14 protein-coding genes are annotated in these 17,564 nt (G+C 71.4%); 6 read left to right on the top strand and 8 right to left on the bottom strand.

What is annotated here, in order from left to right; translation table 11 throughout:
- Positions 1-3: 3 nt before the first annotated feature.
- The 4 genes from dop to ACQEVJ_RS17115 all read right to left on the bottom strand — a co-directional run bounded on the left by dop (position 4) and on the right by ACQEVJ_RS17115 (position 5,896).
- Positions 4-1,521 (bottom strand): depupylase/deamidase Dop, encoded by a 1,518-nt coding sequence (gene dop, locus ACQEVJ_RS17130; protein WP_433102045.1) that lies wholly within the window; start codon positions 1,519-1,521, stop codon positions 4-6.
- 75 nt (positions 1,522-1,596) lie between these two features.
- On the bottom strand, positions 1,597-2,841 hold the full coding sequence (locus ACQEVJ_RS17125) for an acyltransferase family protein (protein WP_433102043.1): 1,245 nt from the start codon (positions 2,839-2,841) through the stop codon (positions 1,597-1,599).
- Between the two features lie 222 nt (positions 2,842-3,063).
- Entirely contained in the window at positions 3,064-4,827 is a 1,764-nt protein-coding gene (arc, locus tag ACQEVJ_RS17120) for a proteasome ATPase (protein WP_433102041.1), read from the bottom strand.
- Between the two features lie 205 nt (positions 4,828-5,032).
- A complete protein-coding gene (locus ACQEVJ_RS17115; protein WP_433102039.1) occupies positions 5,033-5,896 on the bottom strand; it encodes a tRNA (adenine-N1)-methyltransferase in 864 nt (287 codons plus the stop codon).
- Positions 5,897-6,198: 302 nt separating this feature from the next.
- On the opposite strand from ACQEVJ_RS17115, the gene ACQEVJ_RS17110 reads away from it, so the two are divergent.
- The gene (locus ACQEVJ_RS17110; protein ID WP_433102037.1) at positions 6,199-7,311 is read left to right on the top strand and encodes a GNAT family N-acetyltransferase; all 1,113 of its coding nucleotides are present in this window, start codon (positions 6,199-6,201) and stop codon (positions 7,309-7,311) included.
- Positions 7,312-7,543: 232 nt separating this feature from the next.
- On the opposite strand, the gene ACQEVJ_RS17105 is transcribed toward ACQEVJ_RS17110, so the two are convergent.
- Both ACQEVJ_RS17105 and ACQEVJ_RS17100 read right to left on the bottom strand, forming a co-directional pair.
- On the bottom strand, positions 7,544-8,767 hold the full coding sequence (locus ACQEVJ_RS17105) for an aminotransferase class III-fold pyridoxal phosphate-dependent enzyme (RefSeq protein WP_433102035.1): 1,224 nt from the start codon (positions 8,765-8,767) through the stop codon (positions 7,544-7,546).
- A gap of 49 nt (positions 8,768-8,816) precedes the next feature.
- Complete coding sequence (locus tag ACQEVJ_RS17100; protein ID WP_433102033.1) at positions 8,817-9,722, bottom strand: carbohydrate kinase family protein; 906 nt, start codon at positions 9,720-9,722, stop codon at positions 8,817-8,819.
- 52 nt (positions 9,723-9,774) lie between these two features.
- On the opposite strand from ACQEVJ_RS17100, the gene ACQEVJ_RS17095 reads away from it, so the two are divergent.
- Positions 9,775-10,365, top strand: a complete 591-nt coding sequence (locus tag ACQEVJ_RS17095; protein ID WP_433102031.1) for a TetR/AcrR family transcriptional regulator — start codon at positions 9,775-9,777, stop codon at positions 10,363-10,365.
- Between the two features lie 45 nt (positions 10,366-10,410).
- On the opposite strand, the gene ACQEVJ_RS17090 is transcribed toward ACQEVJ_RS17095, so the two are convergent.
- Positions 10,411-11,913, bottom strand: a complete 1,503-nt coding sequence (locus tag ACQEVJ_RS17090) for an FHA domain-containing protein (RefSeq protein WP_433102029.1) — start codon at positions 11,911-11,913, stop codon at positions 10,411-10,413.
- Positions 11,914-12,100: 187 nt separating this feature from the next.
- Positions 12,101-13,231, bottom strand: a complete 1,131-nt coding sequence (locus ACQEVJ_RS17085) for a site-2 protease family protein (RefSeq protein WP_433102027.1) — start codon at positions 13,229-13,231, stop codon at positions 12,101-12,103.
- Positions 13,232-13,464: 233 nt separating this feature from the next.
- Between ACQEVJ_RS17085 and ACQEVJ_RS17080 the strand changes: the two genes are divergently transcribed.
- The 4 genes from ACQEVJ_RS17080 to ACQEVJ_RS17065 all read left to right on the top strand — a co-directional run bounded on the left by ACQEVJ_RS17080 (position 13,465) and on the right by ACQEVJ_RS17065 (position 17,481).
- Positions 13,465-14,409: a sensor histidine kinase gene (locus ACQEVJ_RS17080; RefSeq protein WP_433102025.1), complete on the top strand. Its 945-nt coding sequence runs from the start codon at positions 13,465-13,467 to the stop codon at positions 14,407-14,409.
- A 66-nt stretch (positions 14,410-14,475) separates the two neighbouring features.
- Positions 14,476-15,336, top strand: a complete 861-nt coding sequence (locus ACQEVJ_RS17075) for a RecB family exonuclease (protein WP_433102023.1) — start codon at positions 14,476-14,478, stop codon at positions 15,334-15,336.
- Between the two features lie 136 nt (positions 15,337-15,472).
- Positions 15,473-16,702, top strand: coding sequence for a sensor histidine kinase (locus ACQEVJ_RS17070; protein WP_433102021.1), 1,230 nt, complete (start codon positions 15,473-15,475; stop codon positions 16,700-16,702).
- Between the two features lie 95 nt (positions 16,703-16,797).
- Positions 16,798-17,481, top strand: coding sequence for a response regulator (locus tag ACQEVJ_RS17065; RefSeq protein WP_079315259.1), 684 nt, complete (start codon positions 16,798-16,800; stop codon positions 17,479-17,481).
- Positions 17,482-17,564: the final 83 nt, after the last annotated feature.

Genomic DNA, 17,564 nt, shown 5'->3' with positions numbered 1-17,564 from the left:
CGCTCAGCCCTCGCCGGTGAGGGCGGCGACGAGGTCGGCGGCCGTACGGCACCGGTCGAGCAGGTCGCCCACATGCGCCTTGGTGCCGCGCAGCGGCTCCAGGGTCGGCACGCGCTGGAGCGACTCGCGGCCCGGGATGTCGAAGATGACCGAGTCCCAGGACGCGGCGGCGACCGACTCGCTGTACTGCCGCAGGCACCGGCCGCGGAAGTAGGCCCGGGTGTCGGTGGGCGGCATCTCGACCGCGCGGTCGACGTCCTCGTCGGTCACCAGACGATGCATGCGGCCTCTGGCGACCAGCCGGTTGTACAGGCCGCGGTCGGGGCGGATGTCGGAGTACTGCAGGTCGACCAGTTGCAGCCGCGGGTGCGACCACGGCAGGTTGTCTCGGGTGCGGTAGCCCTCGAGGATCTCCAGCTTGGCGACCCAGTCGAGCTCCCTGGACAGCTGCATCGGGTCCTCCGCGAGCCGGGTGAGCACCGACTCCCAGCGGTTGAGCACGTCCTTGGTGAGGTCGTCGACGCCCGAGCCGAAGCGGTCCTCGACGTACTTGCGGGCCTGCTCCAGGTATTCCATCTGCAACTGCACGGCGGTCATCTTCCGCCCGTTGCGCAGCGCGATCTCGTACTTGCAGGTCGGGTCGTGGGAGACCGCGCGCAGCGCCGCAACCGGCGACTCGGGGGTCAGGTCGATGGTGAGGAACCCTTCCTCAATCATCGCCAGGACCAGCGCCGTCGTGCCGAGCTTCAAATATGTCGAAATTTCCGACATGTTGGCGTCGCCGATGATCACGTGCAGTCGCCGGTACTTCTCCGGGTCGGCGTGCGGCTCGTCCCGGGTGTTGATGATCGGCCGCTTGAGGGTGGTCTCCAGTCCGACCTCGACCTCGAAGAAGTCGGCCCGCTGGCTGATCTGGAAGCCCTCGCCACGCGAGTCCTGGCCGATGCCGACCTTGCCCGCACCGCAGACGACCTGGCGCGAGACGAAGAACGGCGTCAGGTGCCTGACGATGTCGGCGAACGGCGTCGCCCGGCGCATGAGGTAGTTCTCGTGACAGCCGTACGACGCGCCCTTGGCGTCGGTGTTGTTCTTGTAGAGCTGGATGGGGGCGTTGCCGGGGACGGAGGACGCCCGCACGGCGGCGTCGTACATCACCCGCTCGCCCGCCTTGTCCCAGATCACCGCGGCCCGGGGGTTGGTGCACTCCGGCGTGGAGTACTCCGGGTGCGCGTGGTCGACGTACAGGCGTGCGCCGTTGGTGAGGATCACGTTGGCGAGCCCGAGGTCCTCGTCCGTGAGCTGGCTCTGGTCGGCCACCTCACGGGCCAGGTCGAACCCTCGGGCATCGCGGAGCGGGTTCTCCTCCTCGAAGTCCCACCGGGCCCGGCGAGCCCGGGCGGCCGACGCCGCCAGGTACGCGTTGACGACCTGTGAGGAGGTCACCATCGCGTTCGCTCCCGGTTGACCGGGCACGGCGATGCCGTACTCGGTCTCGATGCCCATCACCCGCCGAACCGTCATTCGCACCCCGCCTGTTTCAGGCCGTCGTAGTCATATCCGAGCCTAGCCCTTTCTCTATGCCCTGCTACCGAACAGTTACGGCACAGATGCCTCGGGACTTTGCGCCGGAATGGCCGCCGCAGTCCGGGAGGTACCGTCGCGGCCCCGGGGGCGAGACCTCCGGGAGCGGTCGAGCAGGGCCCCCAGCCTGGCACGAAGCCAGCGCTGACCGGGCTTGTCGACCATACGGTAGATCAGGTAACCGAGCCCGATCGAGACCGCCATCGTGATCGCGGCCATCAGCCACGGGTTCACCACGTCCCGGTACGCGGGGATCAGGACCGCCGAGACCGTCTGATGCACGAGATAGAGCGGATACGTGAGGGCCCCGAGGGTGACCAGGCGACGCCAGCGCACCCACCGCAGCCAGCCGAGGGCGACCGCGGCCATCAGGAGGTAGACGACCGTGATCGCGACGACGACGGCCTCCGGGGGCGCCGGGTAATGGGCGATGCCGACCAGCCGCACCCGCTCCCCTACGCGCTCCATGGCGGCGTACAGGGACATCCCGTAGCCGGCGGCCACGAGCAGCCATGGGACGAAGGCCCCCGAACGCACCCCGAAGCGATGGATCAGGAAGAAGGCCATGCCCGCGATGAAGTACGGCGCCTGCCGCGGCATGAAGACGAAGACGAGCGTCTCGTTCTGGGTGAACTCGGCCAGCAGCGCCAGGCCGAACCAGGCCGCCAGGAACACCAGGCAACGCCGCAGCGTGATCCCCACGAGGGAGAACAGCGCCAGGAGGACGTAGAACCGCAGCTCCACCCAGAGGGACCAGAAGACGCCGCCGGCGTGGCCCACGTCGAACGCGCCCTGGAACATGGTCAGGTTGAGCAGGTACTCGCCGTCGCTGAGCTTGGGGTCGAATCCGGCGACCCCGATGAAGCGGTACATGATGAAGATCACGAGCACGGCGAACCAGTACGCCGGGTACAGCCGCGACACCCGGGACACGGCGAACTCGCCGACCGTGTGCCCCCAGACGCTCATCAGGATGACGAACCCGCTGATGAGGAAGAACAACTCCACGCCGAGGATGCCCAGCGTGGTCAGGCGGGCGACCGGCTCGAACAGCTTGGTCGGGTACTCGTCCCACAGCGATTTGCTGGCCGCCATGAAGTGGAAGGCCATGACGGCGAACGCGGCCACGAAGCGCAGGACGTCGAGCTCGACCAGGCGGCGGCTCCCGGCGGCCGCGTCGGCACCCCGCGCCGGGACCGCACCCGGCGCGGCCGGGGCCGGGCCGGACTGCCGCACGGGCTGTCTTACGGGCTGTCTCACCGCAGTCACCCGCGCGAGCCAAGGAAGATCACGCCCTCTTTGACGTGATCACTCCCGGCTTCGGTTCCCGCGAACCACGATCGTCACCAAAGGTCACTTTTGTCGCACCCGATGCCGCCCCGTCCGCGTGCCGGCGTCGGAAAGCGCCCGGAAAGCCGGAGGAGCGGCGCGATTCGGGTCGCGCCGCTCCTCGATGGCACCGGTCCGGCCGGAGCCGGGGTGTTACAGGTACTGGCCGGTGTTGGCGACCGTGTCGATCGACCGCCCGGCCTCGGTGCCCTGCTTGCCCTGGACGAGGGTGCGGATGTAGACGATCCGCTCGCCCTTCTTGCCGGAGATGCGGGCCCAGTCGTCGGGGTTGGTGGTGTTGGGCAGGTCCTCGTTCTCGGAGAACTCGTCCACGCAGGCGGCCAGCAGGTGCGAGATCCGCAGACCCTTCTGCCCGGTGTCGAGGAACTCCTTGATGGCCATCTTCTTGCCCCGGTCCACGATGTTCTGGATCATGGCGCCGGAGTTGAAGTCCTTGAAGTAGAGGACTTCCTTGTCGCCGTTGGCGTAGGTCACCTCGAGGAAGCGGTTCTCCTCGCTCTCGGCGTACATCCGCTCGACGACCCGCTGGATCATCGCGGCGATCGTGCCGTCACGGCTGTCGCCGTGCTCGGTCAGGTCGTCCGGGTGCAGCGGCAGGTCGCTGACGATGTACTTCGAGAAGATGTCCTTGGCCGCCTCGGCGTCCGGCCGCTCGATCTTGATCTTGACGTCCAGGCGGCCGGGCCGCAGGATCGCCGGGTCGATCATGTCCTCGCGGTTGGAGGCGCCGATGACGATGACGTTCTCCAGGCCCTCGACACCGTCGATCTCCGACAGGAGCTGGGGGACGATGGTGTTCTCGACGTCGGAGGAGACGCCCGAGCCACGAGTCCGGAAGATCGAGTCCATCTCGTCGAAGAACACGATCACCGGGGTGCCCTCGGAGGCCTTCTCGCGGGCCCGCTGGAAGACCAGGCGGATGTGCCGCTCGGTCTCGCCGACGTACTTGTTGAGAAGCTCGGGACCCTTGATGTTGAGGAAGAAGCTCTTGCCCGACTGGCCGGTCTTCTCCGCGACCTGCTTGGCCAGGGAGTTGGCGACGGCCTTCGCGATGAGCGTCTTGCCGCAGCCGGGCGGGCCGTACAGCAGGACGCCCTTCGGCGGCCGGAGCTTGTGCTCGCGGAACAGGTCGGCGTGCAGGTAGGGCAGCTCGATGGCGTCCCTGATCTGCTCGATCTGCCGGCTGAGGCCGCCGATCTCCTCGTAGGAGATGTCGGGGACCTCCTCGAGGACGAGCTCCTCCACCTCGGACTTGGGGATGCGTTCGTAGACGTAGTTGGAACGGGGTTCGAGCAGGAGGGAGTCGCCGGCCCGCAGCGGCTGGTCCAGCAGCGAGTGGGCGAGCTTGACGACCCGCTCCTCGTCGGCGTGCGAGATGACGAGCGCGCGGTCGCCGTTCTCCAGCAACTCCTTGAGCATCACGATCTCGCCGACGTCCTCGTAGCCGAGGGCCTCGACGACGTTGAGCGCCTCGTTCAGCATGACCTCCTGGCCACGCTTGAGCGAGTCGACGTCCACCGCCGGACTGACGTTCACACGGAGCTTGCGCCCGCCGGTGAACACCTCGATCGTGCCGTCATCCCTGGCCTCGAGGAAAACGCCGAATCCGGACGGCGGCTGTGCCAGCCGGTCGACCTCCTCCTTGAGGGCGACGATCTGATCCCTGGCCTCCTTGAGGGTGGAGACCACACGCTCGTTCTGGCTTGTGAGGGCGGCCACCTGGGCCTGCGCCTCGTGGAGACGCTCCTCGATGACCCTGGCCTGCCGGGGAGACTCGGCCAGCTTCCGGCGCAACGCGGTGATCTCCTCTTGCAGGAAGGAGACCTGTGTTGTGAGATCCGCGACCTCCCGTTCGCGCTGCGCGGCTCGAGCCTCAGCGTCGTCGCGAGCTGCCACGCCCCGTCACCTCCTTCCCCGTCGAGAACGACTACTCAAGACCCTACCTATCTTGGCGCTGTACGTAACCTGGCCGGGCAGTGTTCGTGTAGTTACGTTGGGTGTTCGGCGTTTGATACCTTATGGACCGATTGTTCGGGTCACCATTAGGAACACACCCATATGTTCCCGTGTCACGTGGCTTTGCCGGGTTGTGGCTGAATCGTCACACTTGCTCGGTCCCCTCTCCATACGCCCCCTTGGCGGGACGCCTGCGCCGCGGCGGGGGCGTGACGCCGTCCGCCATGCGACGGGCCATGACGAGAAATCCCGTGTGGCCGACCATCCGGTGGTCGGGCCGGACGGCGAGGCCCTCGACATGCCAGTCGCGAACCAGGGTCTCCCACGCGTGAGGCTCGGTGAAACTCCCGTGCTCCCGCAGGGTTTCCACCGTTCTGGACATTTGGGTCGTTGTCGCAACATAGCAGCAAATAACTCCCCCAGGGGTAAGGGACTTCGCCGCCGCGTCAACGCACTCCCAAGGAGCGAGCATGTCGAGGACGACGCGGTCCACGTCCGCCTCGTCCAGCGCGTCGACGAAGTCGCCGACCACCAGGCGCCACTGCCCCACCGGGCCGCCGAAGAACTTCTCCACGTTCTTGGTGGCCACCTCGGCGAAGTCCGCGCGCCGTTCGTAGGAGGTGACCTTCCCCTCCGGGCCGACCGCGCGCAGCAGGAAGCAGGTGAGCGCGCCGGACCCCACACCGGCCTCGACCACCCGGGCGCCGGGGAAGATGTCGGCCATGGCGACGATCTGCGCCGCGTCCTTCGGGTAGACCACGGCGGCGCCGCGCGGCATCGACACCGCGTAGTCGGCGAGCAGGTGCCGGAACGCCAGGTAGGCCGTGCCGCCGGAGGACCGCACCACGGACCCCTCGGGCTGTCCGATCAGGTCGTCGTGCGGGATCGACCCCTTGTGCGTGTGGAAGACGCCGCCCTCTTTCAGCGTCACCGTGTGCCGCTTGTTCTTGGGGTCGGTGAGCTGGACCTGATCTCCGGCCTGAAACGGGCCGTGCCTGCGAAAACCCATGCGGAAAAGGCTAGTGCCGCGACCGACAAGGTTTGCCCGGACGGAGCGGTGTCCAGAGTGGTGCATCGCAAGGCGGAGGAGGAGCCGATGACAGCGTCATCGGCGACGACGACAACGCAGCGAGGTGCCGCTCTGGGCGACGCGACGGGGCAAAGATTGGCGGGAGGGGCACGGGTGCCGCGACCGACGAGGTTTGCCCGGACGGAGCGGTGTCCAGAGTGGTGCATCGCAAGGCGGACGACGGCGGAGCCGGCCGGGAAAACACCTGGCCGGTGCGGTGTCACTGCTGGTAACAATGGGACATGTTGCCCCAAGAGGCGATCCCCGCCGGGCCGGCCGTTCTGCGCCTGCCGGTCGAGGGGGACGCCGACCAGATCGCCCGAGCCTGCGCCGACCCCGAGATCGCGAGGTTCATCCCCTTCGTTCCCTCGCCGTACACGCGGGACGACGCGCTGGCGTGGATCACCAAGACCGCGCCCGCCACCTGGGAGAACGGCGGCGCCGACTTCCTCGTCGCCGACGCCGCCACGGACGAGGTCCTCGGCACCGCCGGGCTCAAGCCGCCGGACCGGTTCGGCGCGACGGAGGTGGGCTACTGGCTCGCGCCGTGGGCCCGCGGGCGCGGCGTCGTCACGGCCGCCGTGCGGGCGCTCGCCGAGCGGGCCTTCGCCCGGGGCGTCCCCCGCATCTCGCTGATCGCCGAGGTGGACAACATCCCGAGCCAGCAGGTCGCATACCGCTGCGGATTCACGCACGAGGGCGTGCTGCGCGCGGCCGGCTCTGCCCGTGGGGACGCCCGCGCCGACCTGGCGGTGTTCGGGCGGCTGAGCACCGACCCCGGCGACCCGATCGCGCCCTTCCTGCCGTTCTTCCCCGGGGGGTTCCCCGGGGGCTCGCTCACCGACGGCGTCGTCCGGCTCACGCCGCTGACCACCGCCGACGCCGCCGACCATTTCGCGCTGGCGTCCGTGCCCGACGTGATGGACTCACACGTCCCGCCCGTACGGCCGGAGTACGCGGGCAGCGAGGTCGTCTGCCGGTACACCGCGCACCGGTGGCTGACCGGCCAGCGTGCGGACATCGCCATCAGGGACGCGGCGACCGGCGAGTTCGCCGGGGACATCCAGCTCACCGGCGTCGTCCCGCCGCTCGGCCAGGCGATGCTCGGCTACAGCCTCCGTCCGGAATTCCGCGGCAGGGGCCTGACGACGCGGGCGGTCAACCTGCTGGTCGAGTGGGCGTTCGCGAACACGCCGCTGGGGCGGATCGTCGCCGGGACCACGCCGGGCAACACGGCCTCGCAGCGTGTGCTCGAACGGGCGGGCTTCACCCGGGAGAACACAGTCAAGGGGCTTCTGCCCGGCCCCGGAGGCACCCGCCTGGACGACGTCCAGTGGGCGAGGACGCGCCCCTGAGCCCCTTCCCCGGACCCCGCGGGGGATCGCTGAACGGACCTCCCGCGCTCGGGCGCCGCCCGGAACCCGGTGCCCGAGCGCGGGCCGTCCGTGGCGCGGCACGCCCGTCCGGGCGTCCCGGCCACGCCGGTGACTGCTGTGTCGTCGGTCGCTCACCGCTCCTCGTTCGCTGCGCGGGCCGCTCGTACCTCGCGGACCACTCCGCTCACTGCGTCGGGTTCGCTCCGCTCCCTCAGTCGGCTCCGTACGCGGCCCTCAGCTTGGCGAAGGCGGCGCCGGTGCCCTGGAGGGCCCGGTCGATCTCCTCGTCGGTGTGCGCGGCCGACAGGAACCAGTTGTGCCAGGGATGGAGGTAGACCCCCTCCTCCAGGCAGGCCCCGGCCCAGGCGATGCCCTTCTCCAGGGTGTCGTCGCCCTCGAACGACAGCCACGGCACCTGCACCGGGCCGGTCTGGCGGACCACGAAGCCGTGCGCCGCCGCCTGGGCGGCGAGCCCCTCGCGCAGCCGGGTCCCGGCCCGGTGCATGAGCGCGACGCCGTCGGTCTCGCGCAGGATCTCGATCGTCGCCTTGGCGGCGGCCATGGCGGTGGCCGAGAACCAGAAGGAGCCGGTCGAGTACAGCGTCTGGGCCGCCCCGCGCAGCGCGTCCGTCCCGGTGAGCGCCGCGATGGGGAAGCCGTTGGCCATCGCCTTGCTCCAGGCCGTCAGGTCGGGCCGCACGCCGAGCGGCTCCCACGAACCGCGCAGGTCCAGCCGCCACCCGGCGCGTACGTCGTCGATGACCAGTGCCGCGCCGATCCGGTCGGCCAGGGCCCGCACGCCCCGGGCGAACTCCGCGTCGGCGTGCTCCTGGTCCTCGAACGAGTCGTGCTTGAACGGCGTGACCAGGATGGCGGCGACGTCGCCGTCCGCCTGGGCCGCGGCGGCCTCGGCACTGGCCAGGTCGTTGTAGGTGAACTCGATCGTGTCCGCCCGCTGGTTGGGGGTGACCCCGGACAGGCCGGGCGTGCACCAGGGGTCGGCGCCGTGGTAGGCGCCGTGGGCGACCAGCGCCTTGGTCCTGCCCGTCGCCGCCCTGGCCACCATCAGGGCCTGGGTGGTGGCGTCGGTGCCGTTCTTGGAGAACATGGCCCAGTCGGCGGAGGGGATGAGGTCCACCAGCAGCTCGGCGAGCTCCACCATGACCGGGCCGGGTCCGTTCAGGCAGTCGCCCTCCGCCTGCTGCGCCGCCGCGGCGGCCTCCACCCGCGGGTTGCGGTGGCCGACGATCATCGGCCCCCAGCTGCACATCAGGTCGACGTACTCACGGCCGTCGGCGTCCCACTGCCGGGCGCCCTCGGCGCGGACGAAGAACTGGGGGTAGCGGTCCCCGTGCAGGGCCGCGTTGAGGTGGCCGTACATGCCACCGGGGATGACCTTCGCGGCACGGGCCCGCAGGGAGGCGTCGAGGGACATGGGCGGCACTCCTGAGATCGGGGGAATCGGGGAGAGGTGGGGCCGGGGATCAGGCGTCCGGGATGGAGCCGTCCAGGCCGGCGTCGGAGCCGAGCCCGCCCGCGACCCGCGCGGCGACGGCGGTGCCGAGGCGGGCGGCGCCGAGGACGTCCCGGCCGCGCAGCAGTCCCGCGGCGAATCCGGCGCAGTACGCGTCGCCGCAGCCCGTGGTGTCGACGACCGGCACGTCCAGGGCGGGCACCCGGGTGACTCCGGCGGCGGTGGCCACGAGGCTGCCGGCGGCCCCCAGGGTGACGATCACGCCCTTCGGGCCCTCGGCGAGCAGCGCGGCCGCGGCCTCCTCCGGCGTCGGCGCCCCGCTGAGCATGAGCGCCTGCTCCTCGTTCGGCAGGAGATAGTCGACGTGGGGCAGGAACGCGCGGACGCCGGGCATCAGGTCGGCCATGTTGGACAGCAGGTCCAGCGTGACGGTCGTGCCGCCCTCGCGGGCCTTGTCGAGCAGCGCGAAGAAGGCGGGGTCGTGCAGGCCCCAGGTGACGTCCATGCCGCCGAGGTGCACCACCTTCCCGCCGGTAAGGCGGTCCGCGTCGAGGTCGGCGGTCGCCAGGCCCAGGTTGGCCCCGGGCACGTGGAAGGAGGGCCGTCCGCCGTCGGGGCGGATGGGCAGGATCGAGGCCGCCGTCTGCTCCCCCGGCCTGCGCACCACGCCGCTCACGTCCACACCGTGCCGCGCCATGATCATCAGGAGGAAGTCGCCCAGCTCGTCGTCGCCGACGGCGCCCATCGAGGCGACCGGCACGCCGATCTTCGCCAGGGCCACGGCCGTGCCCGCGGCCGCACCGGCCGCCGTGATGCGGATCTGCTCCAGCAGGTGGGTGTCCTGACCGGCCGGGATGGACTCGACCGGGCGGGCCAGGACGTCGACGATATGCACGCCGACCGTCACTACCGTCATGAGCGGATAATAGACGGGCGCCCGACTAAAATGTCAACCGAGGTGGTGGACCATGCCGAAGATCGTCAATCACGAGGAGCGCAGGGGCGAGGTCGTCGCGGCGGCCCGCCGGATCATCCTGCGCGATGGCATCGAGGCCGCGACGACCCGGGCCATCGCCAAGGAGGCCGGCTACTCCAACGGGGTGCTCACGCACTACTTCGCCGACAAGGACGAGATCCTGCTGTCGGCCCTGGAGGCGTCCCATCGCCGGATCGTCGACCGGCTGCGGGAGAAGCTGTCGGGCCGCACCGGCCTGGCGGCGCTGCGTGAACTGCTGCTCGACAACGTGCCCCTGGACGACGAGCGGGCCGGGGAGACCGGGCTCGAGGTGGGCTTCTGGGGGCGCAGCCTGACCAGCCCCGCGCTGCTGGAGGTCCAGCGGCGGGAGGCCGCCGAGCTCCGCTATCTGCTGACGAGCCTGCTCAGGTCCGCCGCCGAGGCCGGTGAGATCCGTACGGACGAGGACCTGGAGGACGTCGCGGAACGGCTGCTGGCGCTCGTGGACGGGTTGAGCGTGCACCGGCTGCTGTATCCGGCGCACGTCACCGGCGAGCGGCTGGAACGGATGATCCTGGGCGAGATCGAGCGGCTGCGCCCCTGATCCGGCCGCCGGGAGCCCGGTGGGCCCCGGCGGACTCGGAGGTCGTCAGGCGCCGCGGTGGGGCTCGTACCGCATCGTGCGCGAGACGCCGACACGCACGGTCGTGCCGGGCAGGATCGGCACCGGCTCGTTCGGCGGGATGTCGTAGAAGTTGGGGTCGCCGGGCGGCTGGATCTGGGTGCCGTTCACCGAGCCCAGGTCGAGCAGGTTGACGTCCCAGTTGTCCAGGAAGACCCGCAGGTGGCGGCGCGACACCGAGCCGTCAGGGCTGGTGACCCTGGCCGGCCTGGCCTCGCCCGACTGCACCTCGGGGGCGCGATCGGGGTCGCGGCCCAGCAGGTAGTCGGCCTCCAGCGGCAGCGCCATGCCGTCGTCGAGCAGCAGTACGCCGAGCTGCGGCCGGGGACCCTTGTAGGGCACCACCGCCCGCTGGTCGATGGGGATGCCGCAGACCGCGCAGTAGGGCGCGCGCGGGTCGTTGAAGTGGTCGTTCTTGCAGTCGACGCCGTAGACCATCGGCCGCTGCTCCAGCTCGGGCGCCGCGTCCATCTGGGTCGCCTCGCCCGGCTCCTCGTCGGCGGGTGCGTGCGGCACCGGCTCGAACGGCCCGCTCGGCGGGCCGTCCGGCCCGCCCAGGTCGTGCGGCCCACCCAGGTCGTAGGGAGGGTTCAGATCGTACGGAGGGTTCAGGTCGTGCGGGGCGCCCCGGTCCTCGGCGGGCTCGGGCAGCGGGGGCATCGGCTGCGGCCCCGAGTGGTGCACCGGCCCCGGGTCGGAGAGGGCGGGCGGCAGCGGCGGCAGCGGCTGGGAGATGTGGGACGGCGGCGGAGCGAGCGGCTGGGACGATCCCGGGGACGGCGCCGCCTGCTCGCCCGACGGCCCGCCACCGGGCATCGGACCCGCCGGGAACGGCGACACGGGGGGCGGCGGCACCACGGGCCCGCGTGGGGCGATCGGCTCCGGAGCGCCGATGGGCGGGGGCTGCACGCCCTGCTGCTGACCCTGCTGCTGCGACTGGGGCGGACGCGGAGGCAGCGGCGGGAAGACGAGGTCGCCGTGCCGGGTGAAGTCGCACTCCAGCCCGGCTCCGGTGACCACACCGCCGTCCAGCCTGGAGTACGGGCTCGACGGCCCCGCTCCGGGCAGGCGCAGCTCGATCCGGGACACCGGGCCGTTGACGAGACGGTCGGTCCAGGTCAGCGCGTCGTGCCCGGCGAGGCGGACCTCGCCGTCTGGGCCGCCCGACACGGTCGCGTACGCGGCCCCGCTGACCAGCACGGCCACGCCGCCCCCGGCCGGCCCGGCGACCGCGCAGGCCACCGGCTCCCCGCCGATCGACCTGTCCATGGCGCGCGCGAGGACCTGGGCCACCCGCCGGGCCAGCGCCCGACCGTCCCCGCCCGTCGTGGCGGTCTCGCTCAGCGCGCCCAGCAGGTCGTCGACCGGCTGGTCACCGCCGGTGCCGCACACGAGCAGCAAACCGTTCAGATGGGCGACCACGCCCTCCCCCGGCAGCGGGCGGACCACCCCCACGCCCTGTTCCGTCACAGAAGTTCTCCCTCCGGAAACGCCACCGGATGACCGGCACCATCGCCGGCACGCCATGTGCCGGATCGATCACCCCAGAAAGTAGCAAAAAAGAGTGGCGAACCGGCCTGCCGGAGCCCGCGGTGGGCGGCCGTACGGCGCCTGGCCCCGGTCTCGATCAGCACCCTAGTCCCCGGCGACGCCGCGCTCACACGCCGCTGAACATGCGGTTGACGTCGGCGGTGGCGAGCACCCCGTAGATCTCGCCGCCCCGCTCGACGAGCAGGTACTCAGGCGCCGGGGTCTCCCGCATGGCGTCGAGCAGGGACTCACCCTCCAGATCGGCGCCGAGCACGAGCGAGGGCTCCAGGGAGCGGGACAGGGCGCCGACGTTCACCCACGGCCTGCGCTGCTCAGGAGTGGCGTTGACCGCCGCCTCGTTGACGATGCCCACCGGCCGCCCGTCGTGGTCGACCACCACCATGGCCCCCGCCCCCGACTCCCGCGCCCGGCGCAGGCCCTCCGACAGCGGCACCTCGGCGGTGACCGGGATCGCCCGGCGGGCCAGCACCCGGGCCCGCAACTGCGGCAGCCGGGCCCGTACGCGGGCCACCCGCAGCGACTGGGAGGCCCCGAGCCAGATGAACGACGCCAGCACCACCGTCCAGAGCATGCTCCCGATGCCGGGCTCCTGTCCGGCCATCAGGTTCATCAGGAGCGGCACCACGACCACCGCGACCGCGACGCCGCGGCCGACCCAGGCGGCGGCCATCGTGCCCGTGCCCGCGTCGCGCTTGACCTTCCACACGGCGGCCCGCAGCATCCGGCCTCCGTCGAGCGGCAGGCCGGGCAGCAGGTTGAACAGCCCGACGATCAGGTTGGACAGCCACAGCTGCCACACGAGCACCTGCGCCAGGCCGCCCGACGGCACGACGAACGCCTCCGCCAGGGCCCCGATCCCGGCCAGCCCCAGCGACAGCAGCGGCCCGGCGAAGGCGACGGCGAACTCCCTGCCCGCCGTCTCGGGCTCGCGCTCGATCTCCGAGACGCCGCCGAGCATGTAGAGGGTGATCCGGCGCACCGGCAGGCCGTAGTGCTTGGCCACGACGCAGTGCGCCAGCTCGTGCAGCAGGACCGAGACGTACAGCAGGACCGCGAAGGCCAGCGCGACGGCGTACGCCGCGGCCTCGCTGTAGTCCGGCAGCATGGCGGCGAACTGGGGCTGGAAGCTGATCGTGATGAACGCCGCCACGATGAGCCAGGTGGGTGAGACGTAGACCGGGATGCCGAACGGCCGTCCCATCCGCAGTCCGGTGGACTCCTTGACAGGTGTGCTCATGTGGCCGCCTTCCCCTCCCACGCCCCTTGATGCTACGCGCCGCGGCGTGAGATCAGCCTAAGAGCTCGTCCGCCCGCCGCGAACCGTGTGATCGTCCCGGTGCGTGGGCCGGAACCGCGCCAGCCGGGCCGGCGCGGCGACGAATGCGGATTCATGCGTGCCGTGGGTGAAATTTCGCACATAGTTTCGCGCCGTGTGGGTCATTCCCCGCTCTCCTGGGTAGTCGGGCGGACATGGGCCTGCGCGCGCGCCTGTCCGACAGCATGACCAGCGCCCTGACGACGGCGCTGCTCATGCGCATGGGATGGCTGGCGCATCGGCTCGTCCGGCCCGAGCCCGCCCTCGTCGAGCGGTTCCGCCGACGCCTCGACGAGATCAACAGCGGTGACGGCAGCGGGCGGATCGAGAAGCCGGAGCACCACACGGGAATGGCCCCACTGGCCGAGAGCATCAACGCCACCCTCGACCACGCCGCTCGGTGCTCCCAGTTCGCCTCCGACGTCTCGCACGAGCTCCGCAGCCCCCTCACCGCCCTCCGGGTGAAGCTCGAGGAGGCGCAGCTTCACATTCCGGAGATCGAGCTGGATGAACTGCTCCGCGAGGGCTTGCGGGACATCGACCGGCTGACATCCATCATCGACGACCTCCTCACGTTGTGCCGGCTGCGGGCGGGGATCGCGACCACCCGGCCGCGCCCGGTCGACGTCTCCGAGGTGGTGAAGGAGGATGTCTCCCGGCAGAGCGGACCCGTCCCGGTCCTGCTCCGGCTCCAGCCCGGCGTGTACGTGAACGGCGTGCCGACACAGCTCGGCCGGATCCTGCTCAACCTGCTGAGCAACGCCCAGCGGCATGCCAGGCGATCGATCGTCGTCACCGTGCGGCGTGATCGTGACATCGCCGAGATGGCCGTCGACGACGACGGGGACGGGGTGCCGCTCGCCGATCGGGAGCGGCTCTTCGAGCGGTTCTTCAGGTCGGAGAAGTCGCTCCGAGTCGATCCTCACGGCGCCGGGCTCGGTCTGGCGATCTGCCGGGAGATGGCCTCGGCGCACGGCGGCACCATACACATCGAGGACTCCGCCGCCGGCGGCGCGCGCTTCGTGGTCCGGCTGCCGGCCATCGATCCGGTGCGGCGTGATGTGCCGGTACTCGCCGCCGCGGGGTCGGGCTCCGCCTGAGCCCGCCACGGCGCGCATGGCGAGGGACGGGAGCGTTCTGTCGGCCCGGTGTCCTACAGTTCGGGCATGACCCTCGCCGAAGAGCGCGCCGTCATCGGGGCGCTTTCCCCCTCCCGGGCCGGTGACTTCATGACCTGCCCCCTGCTCTACCGGTTCAGGGTGATCGACCAGCTCCCCGAGCGGCCCTCGGCCGCCGCGGTCAGGGGCACGCTCGTTCACGCCGTGCTGGAACGGCTCTACGACCTGCCCGCGGAAGCGCGGACGGTCGCCGCCGCCCAGGATCTGCTGGAGCCCCAATGGCGGCGGCTGCTCTCCGAGGAACCCGACTACGCGGGGCTCTTCGAGGACGACGCGGAGCGGGACGCCTGGCTGGCGCAGGCCCGCGGCATGGTCGAGCGTTACTTCACGCTGGAGGACCCCCAGCGGCTGGAGCCGGCCGAGCGTGAGATGTACGTCGAGGTCGTCCTCGACAGCGGGCTGCTGCTGCGCGGCTACATCGACAGGCTCGACGTCGCCCCGACCGGCGAGATGCGGGTCGTGGACTACAAGACGGGCACGGCGCCGGGGCGCGAGTGGGAGGCCAAGGCGCTGTTCCAGATGAAGTTCTACGCGCTGGCGCTGTGGCGGCGCGGCGGCCAGGTCCCCCGGATGCTCCAGCTCATGTACCTGGGCAACGGCGAGATCGTCCGTTACGTCCCCGACGAGGCGGACCTGCGGGCGACCGAGCGCAAGGTCGAGGCGCTCTGGGCGGCCATCGAGCGTGCCGTACGCACCCGCGAGTGGCGCGCCCGCCGCTCGCGGCTGTGCGACTGGTGCGACCACCAGGCGCTGTGCCCGGAGTTCGGCGGCACCCCGCCGCCCGTGCCCGACCGCGAGCCCGGACTGTCCGCCCGCGTCAGCAGAAGGTCGGCCAGCGACGAACTGTGACGCCCGCGGGGCTCCACCGTGGGCCTCCACCGTGGCCTCCACCGTGGCCTCCACCGTGGGACTCCTCCGCGGGGAGGAGGCGGGATATCCCTCCCGGGCAGGGTGGACGCGGGCGGCGAACGCCTAGATTTGGTACGTGCGCACCACCCCCGGCAGAACGCGGTCCTGGCTTCGGGCTCGTCCCCTGGTCTCCGACTCGATCCTCGCGGTGGTGCTGACGACCGCGTCCCTGTGGTGGATCGCCTCGGCCGGCTCCGGGGAGGGGGCCGGCTGGCTGCGGTCAGTCCCGCCGCGTCCGGCGGACGCCCTGAACCTGATCCTGGCGGCGGCCTGCACGCTGCCGGTCGCCCTGCGGCGTAGCCGGCCCTTCGTGCTGCTGGTGGCCACCTGCGTCCCTCAGGCGGCGCTCGACGCGCTCCACTACGACCCCGGCCTGAGCGAGTTCGGCGGGCTCGTCCTGCTCTATTCGGTGGCCGCCTGCCGGGGGCTGGCGCTGAGCCTGGCCGCCCTCGTCGTCTCCTTCTCCTCCTACGTCGCCGGCGCCGTCGCCGGGGTCATCACCCCGTCCTGGACCGACCACGTCGTCGTCACGGCCGTCCTGCTGCTGTGCTGGGTGTGCGGCCGGGCGCTGCGGCTGCGCCGCGCCTACCTCGCGGAGCTGGTGCAGCGGGCCGACCGGCTGGAGCGGGCGCGGGAAGCCGACACCAGGGCCGCCCGAGCCGAGGAGCGCTCCCGCATCGCCAGGGAGCTGCACGACGTCGTGGCCCATCACGTCAGCGTGATGACGGTCCAGGCCGCCGCCGCCCGCAAGATGCTCGACACCAAGCCCGACGTGACGCGGGACGCCCTCACCGCCATCGAGGAGATGGGGCGTACGGCGATGGCGGAGATGCGCAGCATCGTCGGCGTGCTGCGCACCGACGGCCCGGCCGAGCGCGGGCCGCAGCCGGGCATGCGCGACCTGCCCGCGCTCGTGGAGCAGATGCGCGAGGCGGGGCTGCGGACCCAGCTGTGGATCGAGGGCGAGCGGCGCGGCCTGCCGCCCGGGGTGGATCTCGCCGCCTACCGGCTCGTGCAGGAGGCGCTGACCAACAGCCTGCGGCACGCCGGACCCGCCGCCCGCGCATGGGTCACCGTACGGCACGAGCCGAACGAGCTGGCCATCCACGTCGAGGACGACGGGCGCGGCGCGGCGGAGGAGTCGGCGCGGATCGGGGGCAAGGGCCACGGCCTCGTCGGCATCCGCGAGCGTGTGGCGCTCTATGGTGGAGTTCTGCGGATCGGGCCCCGCACCGGGGGCGGGTTCGAGGTCCGCGCCCGCTTCCCCCTCAATCACAGCCCCCGCAATCACAGCCCCCTCAAGTAATCCCCTCACGCAGAGCCTCCTCAAGGACAGAGCATGACGATCAGGGTGTCCACCTCCACCCGGCGGCCCGCCGCCCATCCCAGGACGGACGCATCATGACGATCCGGGTGTTGCTGGTCGACGACCAGCCGCTGCTGCGCACCGGGTTCCGGTTCATCCTGGAGGCGGAGCCGGACGTCACCGTCGTGGGCGAGGCGGGCGACGGCGCGGTGGCCATGGAGCAGTCCCGGGCCCTGCTGCCCGACGTGGTGCTCATGGACGTCCGCATGCCCGGCACCGACGGCATCGAGGCGACCCGCCGCATCGTGCGGGAGGCCGCGCCCAGCGCCCACGTGCCGAAGGTGCTCGTGCTGACCACGTTCGACCTGGACGAGTACATCGTGGAGGCGCTGCGCGCGGGCGCGAGCGGGTTCCTCCTCAAGGACGTGCCGCCGGACGAGCTGGTCCAGGCGATCCGCGTGGTGGCGGCCGGCGACGCGATCGTGGCGCCGAGCGTCACCCGGCGGCTGCTGGACAGGTTCGCCACCCGGCTGCCCTCCGCGCACCAGCAGGCCACCCCCGCGCGGCTCGACCGGCTCACCGAGCGCGAGCTGGAGGTGCTGCGCCTGATCGCGAAGGGCATGTCGAACGCCGAGATCGCCGCCCAGCTCGTGGTCAGCGAGACGACCGTGAAGACCCACGTGGGCAACGTGCTGACCAAGCTGGGGCTGCGCGACCGGGTCCAAGCGGTCGTGCTCGCGTACGAGACCGGTCTGATCGTGCCTGGCGCCTTCTCCTGACGATCGATCTACGACCACAGGAGGAGCGAAACGGGCCCGGTCCTCCCCTGGTCGCGGGCGAGAGCCGTACGGGAGGCCGATGC

This window comes from Microbispora sp. CA-102843, from assembly GCF_050936215.1.
Classification (GTDB): domain Bacteria; phylum Actinomycetota; class Actinomycetes; order Streptosporangiales; family Streptosporangiaceae; genus Microbispora.
Note: the sequence above shows the minus strand (reverse complement) of the source record. Positions and strands in the feature narration are given on the sequence as shown.